This is a genomic window from Enorma burkinafasonensis, assembly GCF_902150035.1.
Lineage (GTDB): Bacteria > Actinomycetota > Coriobacteriia > Coriobacteriales > Coriobacteriaceae > Enorma > Enorma burkinafasonensis.
The window spans coordinates 1-18,591 of record NZ_LR597512.1 but is presented as its reverse complement, the minus strand read 5'-3'; the positions used below and the strand labels follow the sequence as shown (position 1 = coordinate 18,591).

General features: G+C 70.5%; 17 protein-coding genes. 6 read left to right on the top strand and 11 right to left on the bottom strand.

Annotation, left to right across the window (positions count from 1 at the left end):
• Positions 1 to 568: 568 nt before the first annotated feature.
• Positions 569 to 1,909, top strand: coding sequence for a coiled-coil domain-containing protein (locus tag FS885_RS07435; protein WP_144744429.1), 1,341 nt, complete (start codon positions 569 to 571; stop codon positions 1,907 to 1,909).
• Between the two features lie 79 nt (positions 1,910 to 1,988).
• Here the strand turns inward: FS885_RS07435 and queA are convergent, their stop codons facing one another.
• From queA to FS885_RS07420, 3 genes are all read right to left on the bottom strand, one after another.
• Entirely contained in the window at positions 1,989 to 3,212 is a 1,224-nt protein-coding gene (gene queA, locus FS885_RS07430) for a tRNA preQ1(34) S-adenosylmethionine ribosyltransferase-isomerase QueA (RefSeq protein WP_144744428.1), read from the bottom strand.
• 667 nt (positions 3,213 to 3,879) lie between these two features.
• Complete coding sequence (locus FS885_RS07425; RefSeq protein ID WP_144744427.1) at positions 3,880 to 4,464, bottom strand: epoxyqueuosine reductase QueH; 585 nt, start codon at positions 4,462 to 4,464, stop codon at positions 3,880 to 3,882.
• On the bottom strand, positions 4,461 to 5,117 hold the full coding sequence (locus FS885_RS07420; RefSeq protein WP_144744426.1) for a DUF3267 domain-containing protein: 657 nt from the start codon (positions 5,115 to 5,117) through the stop codon (positions 4,461 to 4,463). The genes FS885_RS07425 and FS885_RS07420 overlap by 4 nt, the downstream gene beginning before the upstream one ends.
• A 165-nt stretch (positions 5,118 to 5,282) precedes the next feature.
• Between FS885_RS07420 and FS885_RS07415 the strand changes: the two genes are divergently transcribed.
• From FS885_RS07415 to FS885_RS07405, 3 genes are all read left to right on the top strand, one after another.
• Positions 5,283 to 7,349 (top strand): class I tRNA ligase family protein, encoded by a 2,067-nt coding sequence (locus FS885_RS07415; protein ID WP_144744425.1) that lies wholly within the window; start codon positions 5,283 to 5,285, stop codon positions 7,347 to 7,349.
• 11 nt (positions 7,350 to 7,360) lie between these two features.
• Positions 7,361 to 7,906: a GNAT family N-acetyltransferase gene (locus tag FS885_RS07410; protein ID WP_246060857.1), complete on the top strand. Its 546-nt coding sequence runs from the start codon at positions 7,361 to 7,363 to the stop codon at positions 7,904 to 7,906.
• 80 nt (positions 7,907 to 7,986) lie between these two features.
• Entirely contained in the window at positions 7,987 to 8,577 is a 591-nt protein-coding gene (locus FS885_RS07405; protein WP_144744424.1) for a histidine phosphatase family protein, read from the top strand.
• Positions 8,578 to 8,625: 48 nt separating this feature from the next.
• Here the strand turns inward: FS885_RS07405 and FS885_RS07400 are convergent, their stop codons facing one another.
• From FS885_RS07400 to FS885_RS07365, 8 genes are all read right to left on the bottom strand, one after another.
• Positions 8,626 to 10,395: an ABC1 kinase family protein gene (locus FS885_RS07400; RefSeq protein WP_144744423.1), complete on the bottom strand. Its 1,770-nt coding sequence runs from the start codon at positions 10,393 to 10,395 to the stop codon at positions 8,626 to 8,628.
• A gap of 24 nt (positions 10,396 to 10,419) precedes the next feature.
• Positions 10,420 to 10,866: a hypothetical protein gene (locus FS885_RS07395; RefSeq protein ID WP_144744422.1), complete on the bottom strand. Its 447-nt coding sequence runs from the start codon at positions 10,864 to 10,866 to the stop codon at positions 10,420 to 10,422.
• Between the two features lie 163 nt (positions 10,867 to 11,029).
• Positions 11,030 to 12,550 carry a C69 family dipeptidase gene (locus FS885_RS07390; RefSeq protein WP_144744421.1) on the bottom strand — a complete coding sequence of 507 codons (1,521 nt, stop codon included), beginning with the start codon at positions 12,548 to 12,550 and terminating at the stop codon, positions 11,030 to 11,032.
• Between the two features lie 142 nt (positions 12,551 to 12,692).
• Entirely contained in the window at positions 12,693 to 13,784 is a 1,092-nt protein-coding gene (gene ruvB, locus FS885_RS07385; protein WP_144744457.1) for a Holliday junction branch migration DNA helicase RuvB, read from the bottom strand.
• Positions 13,784 to 14,401, bottom strand: a complete 618-nt coding sequence (gene ruvA, locus FS885_RS07380; RefSeq protein ID WP_144744420.1) for a Holliday junction branch migration protein RuvA — start codon at positions 14,399 to 14,401, stop codon at positions 13,784 to 13,786. Before ruvA ends, ruvB begins: the two co-directional genes overlap by 1 nt.
• A complete protein-coding gene (gene ruvC / locus FS885_RS07375) occupies positions 14,398 to 14,922 on the bottom strand; it encodes a crossover junction endodeoxyribonuclease RuvC (protein ID WP_144744419.1) in 525 nt (174 codons plus the stop codon). The genes ruvA and ruvC overlap by 4 nt, the downstream gene beginning before the upstream one ends.
• Before the next feature lie 100 nt (positions 14,923 to 15,022).
• On the bottom strand, positions 15,023 to 17,011 hold the full coding sequence (locus FS885_RS07370; protein WP_186365818.1) for a hypothetical protein: 1,989 nt from the start codon (positions 17,009 to 17,011) through the stop codon (positions 15,023 to 15,025).
• 132 nt (positions 17,012 to 17,143) lie between these two features.
• Positions 17,144 to 17,506 carry a desulfoferrodoxin family protein gene (locus FS885_RS07365; protein ID WP_144744418.1) on the bottom strand — a complete coding sequence of 121 codons (363 nt, stop codon included), beginning with the start codon at positions 17,504 to 17,506 and terminating at the stop codon, positions 17,144 to 17,146.
• Between the two features lie 452 nt (positions 17,507 to 17,958).
• On the opposite strand from FS885_RS07365, the gene FS885_RS07360 reads away from it, so the two are divergent.
• Both FS885_RS07360 and FS885_RS10045 read left to right on the top strand, forming a co-directional pair.
• Positions 17,959 to 18,312, top strand: a complete 354-nt coding sequence (locus FS885_RS07360) for a hypothetical protein (RefSeq protein WP_144744417.1) — start codon at positions 17,959 to 17,961, stop codon at positions 18,310 to 18,312.
• Positions 18,313 to 18,331: 19 nt separating this feature from the next.
• Complete coding sequence (locus FS885_RS10045; RefSeq protein WP_222419897.1) at positions 18,332 to 18,517, top strand: hypothetical protein; 186 nt, start codon at positions 18,332 to 18,334, stop codon at positions 18,515 to 18,517.
• The last annotated feature ends 74 nt before the right edge of the window (positions 18,518 to 18,591 follow it).

Below are 18,591 nucleotides of genomic sequence, written 5' to 3'. Positions count from 1 at the left end.
ATGCATCTATCCGGCTCCCCGGCTTCCCGCCCCTTCCGGGACCGGAGCCCTGCCGCTCTAGATGCCTCCGAGCCTGTCTACGTCTCTTCTTCGGCCTTTTCCGTGTTGCGACGGAATCCAATGGGTTGCCTTCTGCATACACCCTTACGAACTAGCCTCGGAGCCGTATCCAACGAGCTCGAACGCTTGTGCTATCTCTTCTGTGCCCATCGGAATCGCCTCCTTCGGTCGTCGCTTGCTGTTCTGAAGCGACCCTGCTGTTCATTGCTGAATATTCCCCGCTAGCAGGTGTTTATGCGCCGAGGCGCCATCTTCTCGAGCAAGTTCGCGAACGGTAGCGGAACGCCCGCGAACGGTGGCCGCAGGCGGCACGGACCCGCTTGCGCGACGTCATGCGCAGGGTCGCGCCGCGCCAGGCGGGACGGGGCCATACCGGCAAGACGGTAAATGGGCGCCGCCCGGAAATGGTCCGCGAAGCCGGCTATCATAGGTATCGGTATGGGGTATAGAACCACCAATCGCAACGCCGGCCGCGCCGGCCCGTCCGCGACGACTACGGGGGGCAGCCATGGATCTCGACCAGAACACGCAGCAGCACGAGGACCTCACCGGCCATGAGGCCGCACCGGCACCGCACGAGTCGGCGCCTGAGGACCAGGCTCCGCTGGAGGCGCCGGCGCCGGAGGCCGCGGAGAGCCAACCGGGGCAACCCGGAGCCGCCGCAGCACCCGACGCCCAGCAGCAGCTCACCTCGGCGGTCGACGCCGTGGGCACGTTCTTCGCGCAGGGCGCCGACGCCATGCGCGAGATGAGCGCCGCGCGCCGCGCGCACGCCGCCGCCCGCGACGAGCTCGAGGCCATCGGCGACGCCATCGAGGGCGAGCAGGCAGAACTCGCGCACCGCCAGGACGTCGCTGCCCGCTACGACGAGATCGTCCGCACCGAGAGCGCGCGCAAGGCGGAGGCCGAGAAGGCGATCGCCGCCTGCGAGCTCGAGCAGGAGCGCCTCCAGGGCGAGATCGACCGCCTCAAGGACGAGCTCCAGAAGATGAAGGACGCCGACGCCCAGACCGAGAAGCGCCTGAAGGCAGCCCTCGACGCCGCCGAGGCGCGCGAGGCGTCGGCCCGCGAGAGCGGCAGCCGCCTGCAGCGCCGCCTCGACGACGCGAAGCGCAACCTCGAGAAGGCGGAGGCCGACAGCAAGAACGGCGTCGCGGCCGCGCAGGCCGCCGTCGAGAGCACCTCGAGCCGGCTCGACATGCTGCGCGAGGAGTACGCCGATATCCAGCGCAACCCCTCGGCGAACTCGGCCGCCTACAGCGTGCGCGCCGAGGAGCTCGAGGTCGAGATCTCGGACGCCGCGCGCGAGCTCACGGCCGCCCAGGACGACCTGCCCCGCGTGACGCAGGAGCTCGCCCAGGAGCTCGAGCGCGCCCGCCGGGCGGTCACCGAGGCGGAGAAGCCCATCGACGAGGCCAAGAAGCAGTTCCGCGAGATCAGCGACGCGGCCGACGAGGCGCGCAACGCCTACCGCGAGGCGAAGGACGACGCCGCCGAGCGGCAGCGGGCGCTCCGCGACGAGATCTCGGCGAACGAGAAGGCCAAGCGCGAGCAGGAGCAGCAGGCAGCCGACGCCGGCGACGAGGCCGCCGACGCGCAGGCCCTGCTCGACGAGGCGAACGACATCCACGCCCATCCCGAGGTCACCGCGGCCATCGCCGCGCAGCTGCAGAGCGACCAGGCCTCCTATGAGGCCAAGAACGCCCAGGTCGAGCAGCTCGCGGGGGTCGAGCATGACGTCCGCATGAGGACCCGCGGCTCGCGCGTGCGCTTCATCGCCGTCATCGCCGCAATCGCCGTCGTGGCCGTGGCCATCGTGGCGCTCGTCATCTTCCTCATGAACCGCTAGGGCCGCGCCCGCACACGGGAACGAAAGCGCGCCATCTCGGCTGAGGGGCGCTGGGCGGCACGCTCGCCGCTCGCGCCGCCTACTCGATGAGCATCGCGTCGCCGAAGCTGAAGAAGCGGTAGCGCTCCGCGACCGCCTGCTCGTAGGCGTCCATGATCTGCTCGCGCGTGGCGAGGGCCGAGACGAGCATCATGAGCGTCGAGCGCGGCACGTGGAAGTTCGTGATGAGCGCGTCGACCACGTGGTAGGTCGAGCCGGGCATGAGGTAGAGGTTCGTCGTCGCATCGGCGCGCTCGACGATGTCACCCGTCCCCGTGACAGCGGCGGAATCGGCGGCACCCTCGAAGCGGCGCGCCGTGACCGCGGGCTCGCCGGCCGGGTCGCCCGCCTCCCAGGCGCTCTCGAGCGAGCGCACGGCCGTGGTGCCCACGGCGATCACGCGGTGGCCCGCGGCCTTCGTCGCGTGCACGGCGTCGACGACCGAGCGCGGCACGTGGTAGCGCTCGGTGTGCATAACGTGCTCGGTGGGGTCGTCCTCCTCCACGAGGCGGAACGTGTCGATGCCCACCTCGAGCTCGACCGTCGCCCAGCCGACCCCTTTCTGCTTGATGCGCTCGATGAGCTCGGGCGTGAAGTGCAGGCCCGCCGTAGGGGCCGCCGCCGAGTGCTCCTCGCGCATGGCGTAGACGGTCTGGTACTTCTCGGGATCGCCCTCGTAGTCGGTGATGTAGGGTGGCAGCGGCACGTGGCCGGCCGCATGGATCGCCTCGTCGAGCGTGCGCGGCGCCCCCGCGGCGTTCTCGCCCGCGGGCGTGAAGCGCACGAGGCGGCCGCCGCGGCTGTCGGTCACGAAGTCGATGACCTCGCCCGTGAGCACCACGGGCGCGCTCTCGGGGGCGTGCGGGCCGCCCGCGCGGTACTCGATCACGGCGCCCGGCTTGAGCCGCTTGCCTGGGTTCACGAGGCACTCCCACACGTGCCCCAAGGGATCCACGTCCTCGCGGCGGTTGAGCAGCAGCGTCTCGGCCACGCCGCCGGTTCTGGCCTTGCGGCCGATGAGGCGCGCCGGCATGACGCGGGTCTCGTTCGCGACGAGTAGGTCGCCCGGCTCCAGGTAGTCGATGATGTCGAAGAAATGCCGGTGCTCCACGCTGCCGCCCGCCGCGAGCGGGACGACATCACCCGTGGTCGCGAGCGGCTCGGCCCGGTGCAAGACGAGCAGGCGGCACGAGTCGCGCGGCTCCGCGGGGGCCTGGGCGATCAGTTCCTCGGGCAGGTTGTAGTCGAAATCATCGGTGCGCATGGCGGCCTCGCTTTCTGTGTTCCGACGGTCAAGCTTAGCACGGATGCGCCAGGCGGACGCGGCCGGCGGGACGGAACACACGCAGCACAAGCGCGGAAGCGTCCCGGCAGCCGCGCTTCGCCAGACGCCGCCACCTCATCGCCCGTCGCCCAGGCGGATGGCGCATGGGGTGAGATGCCGTTCGCCGTTCATTTGATTGCCGAGTGGACTGCAGATGCAACTCGCCATTCATTTGATTGCCGAGTGGACCGCAGCTGCAACTCGCCATTCATTTGAACACCGAGTTGCACAAATCTTGCCATCCGATTGATCAATGAACTCGAAATGATTCCTAGTAGCCATCCGATTGAAAAATGAATAAAAACAAAGGAACATGGCGCTGAGCACCACATCGTTATCCTGCGGAAGCGCCGGGCCCATGCAATCCGAATGATTAATGAACGCCCTGATTTGTACAGAAATCAATCGAGTTGCCTTCGGATGCCATCCGATCGATTTCTGTATCGGCGGCATTCCGGGACCATGGGCCTGGATCGAGCATGGTCGTCATTCGGCGGTCGCTCGCCTTGATTCCGTGGAAGAGACCGCGCAGCCCCGTACGCTTCGAGCTGCACGGCAGGCCCGCCGCCCCCGATCGGCCAGCGCGCGCCCGCCCGCAGGCAGAAGGCTACCCGCTTGCGCGGCCTGCCTTGCGCTCGTCGCGTAGCCGGGCGCGGTCGAGCGCGGCCTCGGCGGCGGAGAAGCGGCAGCCGCAGTAGTTCTGTCGGTACATGCCGAGCTCGCGCGAGCGGCGCGTGGCCTCGGGGTACCAGGGGCGGAAGTCGCGCACCACAGGCGTGAGGCCGTACGCGCCGGCGAGACACTCGAGCACGTCGTTGCAGGTGTCGAAGAGCTGGTAGGGCGAGACGGCGAGCGTCGTGGCGACGTGCGTGAACCCCTCCGCCCGCGCGACGCGGCAGGCCTCGGCGAGCCGCAGCGCGTAGCAGGCGCGGCAGCGCGTCTCACGCCGGAGCGCGCCGATGGGTGCCACCTTGGCCTCCCAGGCGGTGGGGTCCTCCTCGGCCTCGATGAGGGGGATCCCCTCGTCGGCGCACCAGCGGCGAAGCTCCGCGAGGCGGCGGTCGTGCTCCTCGGGCGGCTGGATGTTGGGATTCGTCCAGCAGATGGTGGGCGCAAAGCCCTCCTCGACGAGGATGCGCACCGGCTCAAGCGAGCACGGGGCGCAGCAGGCGTGCAGCAGCAGGCGGGTCATCGGGAACCATCCCCCTCCGCGGTCGTATCGGGCCCCGGCACCTCTTCGCCCGCGCCGTAGAACCTGACCCCCCAGGTGCAGTCCTCGCAATGCGTGATGCGCGCGTCACGGACGATGGTGGCGGCGTAGCACCAGTCGCCCGTGCACCCGGTGAGGTGCGCCACGGCCACGATGTAGCCCAGAAGCGGCCACCCGCAGGCAGCCCCCGCCGCGAGCACGAGGACCGTCACCGCGAGCGTCGGCGCGAGCGCGATGGCCAGGTACTGCCGGCGCGTGTACACGATGCCCTCGGCGCAAGCGTAGAGCATGCCCGCATCCCAGTTGGCACCGAAGGTCACGCGCGCGCCCGCCGGGGCGAACAGCTTGAAGAAGAGGGCATGCACGAGCTCGTGCACCCCGAGCGACGCGAGCACGGCGACGGCGCCCGCAGCGAACCACAGGGCGCCGGGCCCTAGAAACCCCAGACGGGGGCCCGAGCCCTCGAGCACCACGGCGGCGAACTCGCTGCCCGAAAGCCCCAGCCGGGGCGCCCCCACCGTGAACCACAGCGCGCCGGCAACGGCGCCCACCACGGCCACGGCGGCCGAAAGGCGCATCATGCGCCGCTGGAACGCCCGGTCGTCGAACGTGCGGATGTCTGCGATCTTCCTCATGGCACCCATCATACTCGAACGCCCCGCGGCCGAGCGCACCGCACGCGAAACCTGTCCTAATTGTCGCGACCCCGCCGCGTGCGGGCGATGCAGCCATCATGTGCGATAATGGATGGCTGCCGCGCACCCCGCGGCGACCCGACCGATCGAGACCGAAGGAGCGCCATGGCCGCTCATCTCAGCAAAGCATCCCGCCCCGCGTGGCCCCGCCGCGCCGTCGTGACGGCGGGCATGCCCTACGGCAACAAGAACCTGCATTTCGGCCACGTGGGGGGCGTGTTCATCCCCGCGGACTTCTACGCGCGCTTCCTCCGCGACCGCCTGGGCGCCGAGAACGTGCTCTTCGTCTCGGGCACCGACTGCTACGGCTCGCCCATCATGGAGAGCTACCGCAAGCTGTGCGACGAGCAGGGCTACACCGCGAGCATCGCGGACTACGTGCAGGAGAACCATGACAAGCAGGCGGCGACGCTCGCGGGCTACGGCGTTGAGCCCGATTTCTTCGGCGGCAGCGCCCTTGCGCCCGCGGCGGGCGTGCACGAGCGCGTGACCGACAAGATCCTCCACCGCCTGAAGGACGCGGGCGTGCTCCACAAGCGCTCGACGCTCCAGTTCTTCGACACGCAGGCCGGGCAGTTCCTGAACGGCCGCCAGGTGATCGGCCGCTGCCCCATCCAGGGCTGCAAGTCCGAGAAGGCCTATGCGGACGAGTGCGACCTGGGGCACCAGTTCGAGCCCGAGGAGCTCATCGCGCCTATCTCGCAGCTCACCGGCACCACGCCGGAGCTGCGCCCGGTCGACAACCTCTACTTCGACCTGCCCGCCTACCTCGACTACCTCAAACGCTACACCGCCGAGCTCGCGCACGACGGCGTCACCCGCTCCGTCGTGGTGAAGACCATGGAGGAGTGGCTCGGCGCGCCGCAGCTCTACATCCAGACGAAATTCCGCGAGGCCTTCGACGCCATCGAGACCGAGCTGCCCGAGCACACCGTCATCGAGGCCGAGGGCAACAAGAGCTCCTTCACGGTCCAGTTCCCCTCCTGGCGCGAGCGCGACGAGGCCCACGAGGTCCTGAACCGCGGCGGCGTGCGCTTCCGCTCGGGCAAGGCGCTCGTGCCGTTCCGCATCACGGGCAACATCGAGTGGGGCGTGCCGGTGGACGATTCCTGCGGCTGCTCCGGCCTCACCTGCTGGGTGTGGCCCGAGAGCCTCTGGGCGCCCATCAGCTTCACGCGCACGGCACTCGCCGAGGCGGAGCGCGCAGGCGCCCCCGAGCGCTACAGCAGCCTCGACTGGCACGACTGGTGGTGCTCGCCCGACGCGCACGCCTACCAGTTCATCGGCCAGGACAACATCTACTTCTACGGCGTCGCGCAGACGGCGCTGTGGGAGGCGCTCGGCTGCGGCATGCAGCAGTCGACGCTCGTGGCCAACTACCACGTGCTCTACATGGGCAAGAAGGCGAGCTCGAGCAGCAAGACCCCGCCCCCGCCCGCCTCGGAGCTCCTCGAGCACTACCGCCCCGAGCAGCTGCGCGCCCACTTCCTGTCGCTCGGCCTCGGCGAGAAGCCGGTGAGCTTCAGCCCCAAAGCCTACGACACGCGCGAGACCGGCAAGAACCCGGACGGAACGCCGCTTCTGGCCCGCGACGACAAGCGCGTCATCGACCCCGTGCTCAAGGAGGGCGCGCTCCTCACGGGCGTGTTCAACCGCCTCGCCCGCTCCTGCTTCTACGGTGTCGCCGAGAAGGAGGGCGACGAGAGCCGCGTGCGCTGCGGCTGCATCCCCGCCGGCACGCCTGCGCCCGCGGTGATCGAGGCCGCCGAGGCCGCTATCCTCTCCTTCGAGGACGCCATGCACCGCTTCGAGCTCCATCGCGCGCTGGGCATCTGCGACGCGTACCTGCGTGCCGCCAACAAGCGCTGGAGCGACGCGAGCAAGGCCGCGAAGGCGGCGGGTGCCGAGGATGCCGCGCGCGGCGACGAGCTCATGCACCGGGCGCTCGTGGACGCCTTCCACGAGCTGCACGTCGCGACCGTGCTCATGCACGGCATCGTGCCCGAGGGCTGCGAGCTCATCTGCGAGCACTTCGCCATCGCGCCGGAGACGTTCTTCTCGTGGGAGCACATCTTCGACACGATGGACGACCTCGCCCGCGCGCTCGGCGAGAAGCCGGGCGGCCACCGCGTGAAGGCGCTGCCCCCGCGCTTCGACTTCTTCTCGCTCTAGGGGCGACGGCGGTGGAGGGAATCACCATGCGCCGCGCCGAGGCGGCAGACACGGACCGCGTGCTTGCCATCCTGGAGGACGGCAAGCGCCAGATCGCCGGACTCGGGATCGACCAGTGGCAGGGCGGCTATCCCGACCGCGCCGCCGTCGAGGAGGACATCCGTGCCGGCACCTGCTGGGTCGCCGAGGACGCGGACGGCGCGGCGGTGGGCACGCTCGCGCTCATCTTCGACGCGGATGCGTCCTACGAGCAGGCGCGCGTGCCGTGGCTTACCGCGAGCGGTGCCGGGACGCCCGCCTATGCGGCGATCCACCGCTGCGCGACCGCGAGCCAGGCCCTCGGGCGCGGCGTGATGGGGTCCATGTTCGAGCAGGCGGCGACCATCGCCCGCGCGGCCGGCCGCAGCGGCATCCGCATCGACACCCATCCGGGCAACCGGGCCATGCGCGGCTTTATCGCCAAGCAGGGGTATACCGAGGTCGGCGTCATCGAGCTCGAGCCCCGCGCCGGGGCGGAGGGCTCCCGCACGCGCATCGCCTACGAGAAGCTCATCTAGCGCCACCCTGCCGCACAGGAACGCGCTAGGCGGCAGCTCGCAGCGCGACCGAACCACCAGAGACGGAAATCGAGGCGACCATGCAGAAGCTCTACCTCATGCGCCATGGGCAGACGGTCTTCAACACGCAGCACATCCTCCAGGGGCGCTCGGACTCGCCCCTCACCGACGAGGGCGTCGAGCAGGCGCGGCGCACCGCGGCGTGGCTCCGGGAGCAAGACCCGAAGCTCACGCTCGTCGCGGCCTCCCCGTCCGGCCGCGCGCAGACGACCCTCGACATCGTGTGCGCCGAGGTGCCCGGGCTCGAGGACCTGCCGCGCGTCGCGGACCGTGGCCTCATGGAGCGCGACTTCGGCGCATACGAGACCAAACCGACGACCGTGTTGCCCGTGGACCCCTGGGACCCCGGCGACGCCTACGTCAGGGGCGGCGGCGAGACCCAGGCGTGCGCGCGCTACCGCATCGCGCACGCCCTCGACGACCTCATGCAGAAAGCGGAAGGCGACGTGCTCGCCGTGAGCCACGGCTCCATCACGCGGCTCTTCAAGACCATCTGGGCGCACACCGCCCGCTGCGAGCAGGACGTCGCGCTCGGCAACTGCTGCGTCCTCGTGTTCGAGTACGACCGCGCCGCGCGCACCTTCGCGAACATCGAGATCTTCAACCAGTAGCGCCGAAGCGGCGCGCGGCGAGGCGGGTCCGGGGCCGTGCGCCCCGCGTCAGCGATGGCGGCCGCGGCTGTTGCGCCAGATTTCGCGCCCGAGCATGAGCGCGAGCACGAGCGCCGAGAGGTACCCCAGAAAGCCGATGATGGGGATGCCGAAGATGACCGGCTCGATCTTGGCGTAGTAGACCACCGAGGACCCGATGAACAGACCCGCGATCACGATGGCCATCGACATGCGGTCCACGATGCCGCCCACGCGGCGCAGGACCTCCTCCGATCCCAGCACCTCGGCGTTGATCTTGAGCTGGCCGCGCGTGAGCATGCGCGACGCGAGCCCCAGGTACTCCATCGCCTCGAGCCCGCCCTTCACGGCACGACCCGTGCCCAGCGCGAGCTCCTCGGCGGCCTCGCGGGCGCGCTGGTAGCCGCTCTTCTCGTGCGCGATGTGCAGCTGGATGATCTCGATCATGTTCACGTCGGGCATGTACTCGGTGAGGAGCCCCTCGAGCGTCACCATGCCGCGGGCGAACATCGTCACCACGCTCGGCAGCTCGATGTCGTTCTTGCGCGCGAGGTTGATGAGCGAGGTGAGGAACCGCCCGATGTCGAGGTCGCGCAGGTCGCGCCCGCCGAAGTCCTCGACGATGTAGTCGAGGTCGGTGAGAAACGCCGTGTGATCGATCTGCGAGGTCTCCCCGCGCGAGATCGCGAAGCGCATGAAGGCGTCCTTGAGCTTGGGAACATCGCCCTCGGCGACCGCGAAGATGATGTCCTTCACCACGCCGCGGTCGTGCGCCGACATGCGGCCCACCATGCCGAGGTCGATGAAGTAGATGACGCCGTCCGCGAGGATGATGTTGCCGGCATGCGGGTCGGCGTGGAAGAAGCCGTCGTCGAGCACCTGGGTGGCGTAGTCGTCGACGATGCGCTCCCCCACCTGCTCGAGGTCGTAGCCCGCGGCCTTGAGCGCATCGGGCTCGGCGATCGAGATGCCCTCGATGTAGTCCATCACGACGACGTGCTCGGTGCAGAGGTCCATGTACGAGCGTGGGCACGAGATGGTGGCGGAGCCCTTGTGGAACGCGTAGAACTCGTCGAGGTTGCGGGCCTCGGCGAGGAAGTTGGTCTCCTCGCGGAACGACTGCCACAGCTCCTCGACCACGTCGCGCAAGTCGATGAACTGCTCGCTCTTGATGAAGCGCGAGATATGGCGCGCGAGCGAGCGCATGATGTCGATGTCCTGGGCCATGACCTGCTGCGCGCCGGGGCGCTGCACCTTCACGGCGACGTCCTCGCCCGTGACAAGGCGCGCGCGGTGCACCTGCGCGAGCGAGGCGCTGCCGAGCGGTTTGGGGTCGATGGCGTCGAAGACCTCGCCGAGCTTCTTGCCGTACTCGGCCTCGAGGCACTCGAGCACCACCTTGTAGGGGACGGGGTCGACCTCCGTGCGCAGGCGCCTGAGCTCGTCGCAGTAGCGCTGCGGCAGGATCTCCGAGCGGTTGGCGAGAATCTGCCCCATCTTGACGAACATGGGGCCGAGCTCCTCGAGCATGCGGCGCAGGCGCACGGGCGTGATCGCGCGCCACACCTCGTACTTGTGCGCGATATCGAAGATCTGCGCGATACGGCGCCGCCTGCCGGTCATGGTGAGCTGGTACTTCTCGGTCTCGGCCATGACCTCAGGCTCGTCGGGGAACTCATCGACCGCGCGCTCGCGGCGGCGGCCGGCGGGCTCCGGCTCCGGCGGCGGCTCCTCGCCGTATAGGGGCTCCTCGGGGATCAGCGGTTCCGCAGGGGGCCGCTCCTTCGACTTGGCATCCATGGTGCTCTAGGGACGCGCGGGCCCCTACTCCCCGTCGGCCGCGGTGGCGTCGCCGTCCGCCGGGGCGTCCTCGGCGGGTGCGGTCTCGTCCTCCACGGACTCGACCGGCACGGAGACGGCGGCCTCCGGCACGGAGGCCACGAGCTCGTTCACGTGCGCGATGAAGGCCGTGCGCTCGGTCGCGGAGAGCGGCCGCACGCGCGCCGCGATGAGCTCGTCCAAGATGCGCTCGGCGACGGTCGCGCCGCGCTCGCTCAGGCGATCGGTAGCGTCCTCGACGGCGTCGCCGGCCTGCTTGAAGACCTCGGCCATCGAGCGGCCGAAATCGCTCTGCGCGGCCTCGTCGCGCGCCTGCGCGCCGCGTGCGGTGAGGTCGTCCAAAAACTCCTTGCCCTTGTCGGCCGCCATGGCGGCGGCGCCCAGGCTCATGTCGAGCATGTCGGTGACGAGCTCCTCGAAGGTCTTGGCCATGTTTCCTCCCTCATCCGGGTCCATTTCATCTGTTGTACCCTAAGCGGCCCGCGCGTAACGGCCGGGCGCGGCGGCGCAGCCGCCGGTGGACGCTGGTGCGCGGCGAGCGAGCCGCCGGTGGACGCAGACGCGCGGCGAGCGCCCGGCGTCCGCCCGCGGGACGCTACCGCTCGTTGTCCGACATCGAGAAGCCGTTTCGCATCGCGCAGCTCGTGATGTAGAGCACCTTGCCCAGAAGCTCCTCGGTGGCGCGCTTGAGCTTGCGGGCCATATCGTCGTTCGCGCGGGCGAGCAGGGCCGGAACCTCGTCCTCGGAGGCTGCGGCGGCCTCGGCGTCGGTGCGGCCGAGCATCGCGTGGCCCGCGGCGGCCATGGCCTCCTGGTAGCCCTCGATCGCGGCTGCGTTCTCGTGGAAGCGCGCGTCCGCCAGGGCCGCGATGAGGCGGTTCGCCCAGTAGAAGCTCTCGCTCGTCACGCGCGCGGTCGTGTTGCCGAGGTACTCCGGCAGCGCGTCCACATTGGTGTAGAAGGGCACGAGCGCGTTGAAGGGGTTCGAGCCGAAGGCCATCCACTGCACGGCGCGCCAGGCCGCGGGCACCCGGTCGCGCAGCTGCAGCACGGCGAGCTGGCCGCTGCGGTTGATACCGATGGGGCGGTAGCGCGCCCGCGAGCCCGGCGTGCCCAGGGTGCCGTACGGGTCGAACGGGGTGCCCTGGTAGTGCGCCGAGAGCACGTCCTTCACGTCCTCGACGGTGAGCTTGCGCTCGGGGACGCGCGCCCAGGGGATGTCGTCGGACTCGGGCGTGTGGCGCGCGGCCGGGCCGTCCCAGCTGTCGTGCGGGTTCAGGCAGCGCTGCATGTACCAGGCCCGCGGCGTGTTGTACACGTGGTCCGAATCAGTGTGCGAGCCGAAGGCCTCGCGCGGGTTGAAGACGTCCGTCGCGTCGCCGTCGCCGCGGAGCGTGAGGTCGAGGTGGTGCTCGGCCATCCACGCGCGCAGGTCGGCGCTCGCCATGTGCTCGGCCTCGGCGCCCTCGGCGTCTGCGAGGTCGAAGCGGTCGATGCCCAGCTGGTTGGGCATGGTCACGTAGGCGTCGTCGGGCACGCGCCGGGCGATCCAATGGTGGCCGCCCACGGTCTCCAGCCACCAGATCTCGTCGACGTCTGAGAAGGCGATGCCGTTCATCTCGTAGGTGCCGTAGCGCTCGAGGAGCGCGCCCAGGCGCCGCACGCCGTCGCGGGCGCTCGTGATGTAGGGCAGCACGAGCGTCACCATGTCCTCCTCGCCGATGCCGCCCGGCCGGGCGGGCACGTAGCCGGGCTCGCCCTCCGCGCCCTCGGCCGGGCGGTAGATGACGAGCGGGTCGGCCCCCAGCACGCGCGGGTTCGAGGTGATGGTCTCGGTCGCGCTCATCGCGACGTTGAGCTCGTTCACGCCGGCGGCCGCCCACGGCCCGTGACCCGGCACGGCATCCGGCACGGCGGTGTAGCGCATGGGGTCGCCGGGCAGCTCGATGGTGACCTTCGAGGTCGTCGCCGTGTAGACGCGCGGCTGGTCCTCGGACTTCACGACGCAGAGCCGTTTGGGCTCGAACTGCCCGTTGGGCGAGTCCTCGTTGCGGGCGACGATGGTCGAGCCGTCATAGCTCGCGTTCTTGCCGATCAGGATGGTGGTGCAGGGCATGGGGGCCTCCTCGATACGCCGTCGGTCCTCCCCAGTGTAGCAGCGCGGGGAAGCTCGGGGCGCGAGGCGGGCGGCGTAGGCGCATGCGCGCCCGAGGGCGCCCGGTAGGCACCGCCTCGCCCGCGCCCGGCGGGACGTGCCCCTACCGTGCCGGCGGCTCCATGCCCAGGTGGTCGAAGGCCGCCAGGGTCGCCATGCGGCCCTGCGGGGTGCGCACGATGAGACCGCGCTGCAGCAGGTAGGGCTCGTAGACGTCCTCGAGGGTGGAGGGGTCCTCGCCCACGGCGCTCGCGAGCGTGGTGAGGCCCACAGCGCGGCCGCGGAACGTCTTGGCGAGCGTCTCCAGGATGCGGATGTCCATCCAGTCCAGACCGAGCTCGTCGATCTCGAAGAACTCGAGCGCCTCGCGGGCGATCGGCAGGTCCACAGGGCCGCTCCCCCGCACCTGCGCGTAGTCGCGCACGCGCTTGAGCAGGCGGTTCGCCAGGCGCGGCGTGCCGCGCGAGCGCGAAGCGATCTCGAGCGCCGAGGCGCGGTCGACCTCCACGCCGAGGATCGCCGCGGAGCGCAGCACGATCTGAGCGAGGTCGTCGACGCTGTAGTAGTCGAGCCTGAACGAGATGCCGAAGCGGTCGCGCAGAGGGCCAGTGAGCATGCCGGAGCGCGTGGTGGCGCCCACGAGCGTGAAGCGCGGGATGTCGAGGCGGATCGAGCGGGCGGCGGGCCCCTTGCCGATCACGATGTCGAGCGCGAAATCCTCCATCGCGGGATAGAGGATCTCCTCGACGGAGCGGTTGAGGCGATGGATCTCGTCGATGAAGAGCACGTCGCCGGGCTGGAGGTTGGTGAGGATCGCCGCGAGGTCGCCCGTGCGCTCGATGGCGGGGCCCGAGGTGGTCTTGATCTGGGCGCCCAGCTCGTTGGCGACCACGGCGGCGAGCGTGGTCTTGCCGAGCCCCGGGGGGCCCGAGAAGATCACGTGGTCCAAGGTCTCCCCGCGGCTCTGGGCGGCCTCGATGAGGATGCGCAGGCTCTGCTTGATGTGCTCCTGACCGCAGTAGTCATCGAGCTTCTGCGGGCGCAGCGACCGCTCGACATCCAGGTCCTCGCCCGTGAGGTTGCCCGTCACGAAGCGGTCGCCGTGCTGGCCGGGCGCGGGCGCGGCCGGCGCGGGGGCATGCGGGCTGCGCGCGGCGTCACCCGCCCAGAGGTCCTCAGAGGTGTCTTCCCACATCATGCATCCATCCCGAGTCGCTTGAGCGCTGCGGCGAGGAGGTCCTCGACCCGCATGTCCCGACCATCATACCCTTCGAGCGCGAGGTCGGCCTCCTGCGGGCTGAAGCCCATCGAGAGCAGCGCCTGTCGCGCGTCGTCTGCGGGCGAGGAGCTCGAGAGCGAGAGCGGCGCCTGGCCCGGAAGCGGCGCGGCCGCGCCCGCGAGCTCGGTATCCTGGGCGAGCGACCCCTTGAGCTCCAGGATGAGGCGCTGCGCCTTCTTCTTGCCCACGCCGGGCACCGCAGCCATCGCCGCCGCGTCCTCGGCCATGACGATGGAGTAGAGCTGCGAGGCGGAGTACTTCGAGAGCACCGCGAGCGCGAGACGCGGGCCCACCGTGGCCACGGCGACGAGCCGGTCGAAGACCGTGCGCTCCTCGCGCGTGGCGAAGCCGAAGACCGCCACGGCGTCCTGGCCCACGCGCATGCGCGTGAAGAGCCGGACCTCCTCGCCGAGCGCCGGCAGGGCCGCCGCCGTGAGGCCCGAGATGCCCACCTCGAACCCGATGCCCGAGACATCGATCACCGCCTGGGAGAGCGTCGCCTCCACGAGCGTTCCGCGCAACTGAGCGATCATGAGTACGGGTTTCCCTTCTCCTGGATGTAGGCGCCGCTGGTAAGCGCCTCGGTACGGACGAGGTTGGCATGGCAGATGGCGCAGGCGAGCGCGTCCGCCGCATGGTCGGGCTTGGGGTCGTGATCGAGCGCGAGGAGGCTGCGCACCATGTAGGTGACCTGCCGCTTGTCGGCGGCGCCGGTGCCCACCACGGCCTGCTTGATCTGCATGGGGGTGTACTCCCCCACCGCGATGTCCGCGAGGCTGCAGGCGACGAGCGCCGCGCCGCGGGCATGCGCCGTGGGGATGGCCGAGCGCACGTTCGCGCCGAAGTAGATGCCCTCGATCGCGGCGGCATCGGGCCGGTAGCGCCCGATGGCGCGGGCGAGGTCGTCGACGATGGCCCTCAGGCGCGACGCGAGGTCGTCGTCGGGCGTGGTATGGATGCAGCCGTAGGCGCGGCACCGGCACGACCCGCGCCGCTCCTCGACGACACCCCAGCCGGTGTTCGCCAGACCGGGATCGATCCCCAGGATGACCATGCGGCCCCTTCCCCGGCGCCCGCGCGCCCTAACGCTTCGAACATCTGTTCTAGATTAGCACAGCGGCCCCGAGCGCGCTAGCGCGAACGCACCTCGGGCATCAGTTGAGGGAGAAGAACGGCAGGCCGCGCATTCCGGGCGCGCCGCCCGCCTGGCCGGGATGGCCGCCTCCGGCATCCGGCCCATCCTGCTCGGCCATCTGCTCGAACGCCTCGCGCATCTGGCTCTCGAAGCGCGCGATGCCCTCGCCCAGCCGGCGCTGGCCCTCCTCAGAGCCGAGCTCCTCCAGCTGCTCGGGACTGATGCCCAAAAGCCCGCTGATGAGGCCCATGAGCTCGCCGCGCATGCGCTCGCCCATCTCGGCGCCACGCGACTCGGCGCGCTCGATCTCCTTCTGCGCCACGTCGGCGAGCGTCAGGCGCTCGGCGTCGCGCAGCCCCAGGTCGGACCAGGCGAGGCCGCGCGGCCAGGCGCGCTCCTCGAACGTGCGGGCCGAGACCGAGAACGCCATGGGCAGCGCACGCCGGGCCGTCTCGCCCTGGCGCACGATCATGAGCAGCAGCGCGCACGCCTCGGGCGCGGACGGCGCCAGGGGCAGCTCGTCGAGCGAGAGCCCGCGGTCGACGTGCGCCTCGAGCACGCCGTCGATCTGGTTGGGCTCGAGCTCCGCCAGAAGCGCCGCCATCTTGCCGGCGTAGGCGGCGTCGGCGCGCTCGGCCCACACGGCATGGGCGACGATATCGCCCATGGTCGAGGCGACCGCCTTGAGCGAGACCAGCTCGGCGGGCACGACCTCGCCGGCGCGGTTGCGCGAACGGGCGAGGAACTCCAGCGCGGTGAGGTACACGTCCCCGAACGGCGCGATCTGGCCGGCGAGGGCCCCCTCCGCCATGGAGGGGGCGAGGGCCGCGTGCGTCTTGGTGATCGCGCTCAGGGGCACCGCGGCCTCGGCATGGGCCAGGTCGGCCAGAAGCAGCCGCTCGATGCCCGCGGCGCGCCCCGCCCGGGAGGCGACGGCCCCGTCGGCGTCGAGCACGAGGCCCTGGTCAGGCTCGGTGCGCTCCACCAGGCGGATGCCCAGATGGCGGGCGAGCTCGCGGGCCCGTGACGCGCGCGCCTCCTCGGCCGCCTCCTGGGCGGGCGTGGCAATGCCCTGGCGGGCCACGAAGAGCCCCACCACGTTGCGCGGACCCAGCGCGTCCACGGCGAGCGCCGCGAGCAGCGAGCTGGGGAGGTCGCCGGCGAGCACGAGCACCGCGCGCCCGCGCGCCTGGGCGGCGACGGCGTCGGCGAGCCCGAGCCTCAGGGCCTCCCAGAGCCATTCGTTGCGCTCGAAGTGCGGCAGCTCGTGGTCCTCCATGCACGGCACGGCGACCCCGCGGGAGATCTCCTGGATAAGCAGCGCCTCCTCGAAGCAGGGCGCGCAGGCGACCACGCGGCCGCCGTCGTCCATCACGAACGACCCGCCGCAGAAGACGGCGTCGTCGAACCCGCCGACGGGCGCCATGCACGCGAACCACAGGCTCCGCCGGGCGACCTGCTCGCGGAAATGGCCGTCGGCGACCGCCGCGACCGCCGCCGTCGACTCGTCCGCGAGGTTGAGCGCGTCCATCTGGAAGTAGATGAGCGCGTCGACCCCCTGGGGGAGCTCCTCGAGGTCGCGGTGGGCGTCGAACGTGACCGCCAGGCGCACCCCGTCGACATCGAACACGGGTGGCTGCCAGAGCTCCTCCTGGGCCTGGGCGCGGCGCAGGGCCAGAAGGGTGCGCACCGGGATCACGCGCCCCTTCTTGAGCATGAAGAGCTCGAGGATGGGCGCGCCCTCGTGCGCGACGACCGCGGGCACGAGCGCGACGACGCCCAGGCGCGCGCAGTGCGCGGAGAGGTCGGTCAGGGCCGTGAGCACGTCGTGGATGTAGTCGGCAGACTCCGCGAGCGTGCCGGGCGCGGTGCCGCCCAGAAGCGGGGCCGGGACGCACAGGACCCGCGCGCCCTGGTCGTGGGCGAGCGAGGCCTGGCTCTCGATACGCGAGCAGATGCGCTCGATATCCCCGAGCCGGCAATCGATCTGCGCGAGCGCGATCTTCATGGAACGCCTTCCCTCCCCGCTCGGTTCCCCTGACTTACCTTAACGAAACAGTTTACCTGCACGCCGCCGCCCCGTATGGCAAAAGGGGCCGTCATGCGACGGCCCCCGACATCGGCTGTGCGCGGCTGCCGGCTAGAAATCCGCCTTCCACAGGCCGTGCAGGTTGCAGTAGGCGTAGACCGTCCCGTTCTTGGGGCCGGCGGGGAAGAACACGCGCGGGGTCTGGCCGGGCTTGAGGTGGTGGACCTCCAGGCGGTCGTCGGCCTCGAGCGCGATCCACTCGATGTAGTGCTTCTCCTCCATGGGGTGCTCGACCTCGCCGACGGTCACGCAGAGCACGTGGCCGTCACGCTGCGACTCGACGACCGGGACGTGCTTCTCCGTCGCGGCGTCGGTGGTGTTGGCCTCGAGCGCCTCGAAGCCGGCCGGCACGGGCGTGCCCGCCTTGAGCGCGGTGATGATGTTGCCATCGGCATCCTTGAAAAACGTCGCCATGTCATACCTCCAACGAATACGCTTTACGGCTCTTGAGTCTTGGGGATTATGCCCGGGGGGCGTGGACGCTAATCATGACCACCGAGAGCACACAGCGCCCGCGCCCGACGCCGCCCGCGCAGGCACGGTGCGCCGAGGGCGCCGGCGGGTAGGCGGGCGCGCCCGCCGCCTCGCTCGAGGGCGCGGCGTCGCCGTGAGGCGCGAAACCGTTCGCCGAAAACCCCTCACTGCGCAGCGGGGCCGCCTACCGTTCGCCGATTAGCGTCTCCGGACCATGTCCCGCGCATTTCCCGGTTGCACACAGGGGAAACGCGACGTAGCCGGCCCTCCGACCGCCGATAAGGCGCGCTCCGCCCCCGCAGGCGCGCCACGCTCCCTATACAATATCTACACATGCGTGCACGCCGCGCCGTTTCCGCAAGTCCAGGCGGCGTGCTAGAAAGGACGGTCATATGGGATTTCGCTCTTGGCTGCGCGGGCGCACCTCCCGTGCGGCCCGGCAGCGGGAAGGCGAGCGGCCCCGTGCCGACGCACCGGCGCGCACCGAGCTGGCGCCCGGCTGCCCTGCCGACGAATGGGACGAGGTGCCCGCCTACCTGCCGGTGGACCCGTACAAGCACCTCACCGCCTGCGTCATCGCATCGGCGATCGCTGCCGGCGCGCAGGCTGAAAGCAAGCTCACGGTGAAGCGCGTGCTCGCGGCCAACCCCGAGCACCGGCGCGTCGCCGCCATCGCCACGGCGCTGGGCGCAGGCGCCCTGGAGAAGAGCTCGTTCACCGTGAAGCGCATCTACCGCAAGAAGTAGCAACCAATGGAGGGGAACCATGCTGCGTAAATTCAAGATCTCGATCGACGGAACCCAGTACCTCGTGGAGATGGAGGAGGTCGGCGCACCCGCCGGCCCCGCACCGGTGGTGGCCGCGCCCGCCCCGGCGCCCCTGCCCGTGACCGTGCCGGTGACCGAGGGGTCCCCCCCGCCCGGCGCGCCCCCCGCCGGCTCGATCCGGTAGAGCGCGGGGTCGACGGCGACCCCGCCGATGGTGAGCTGGACGGCGGCGAGCTCAGCCGGGGTGAAGTACATGTA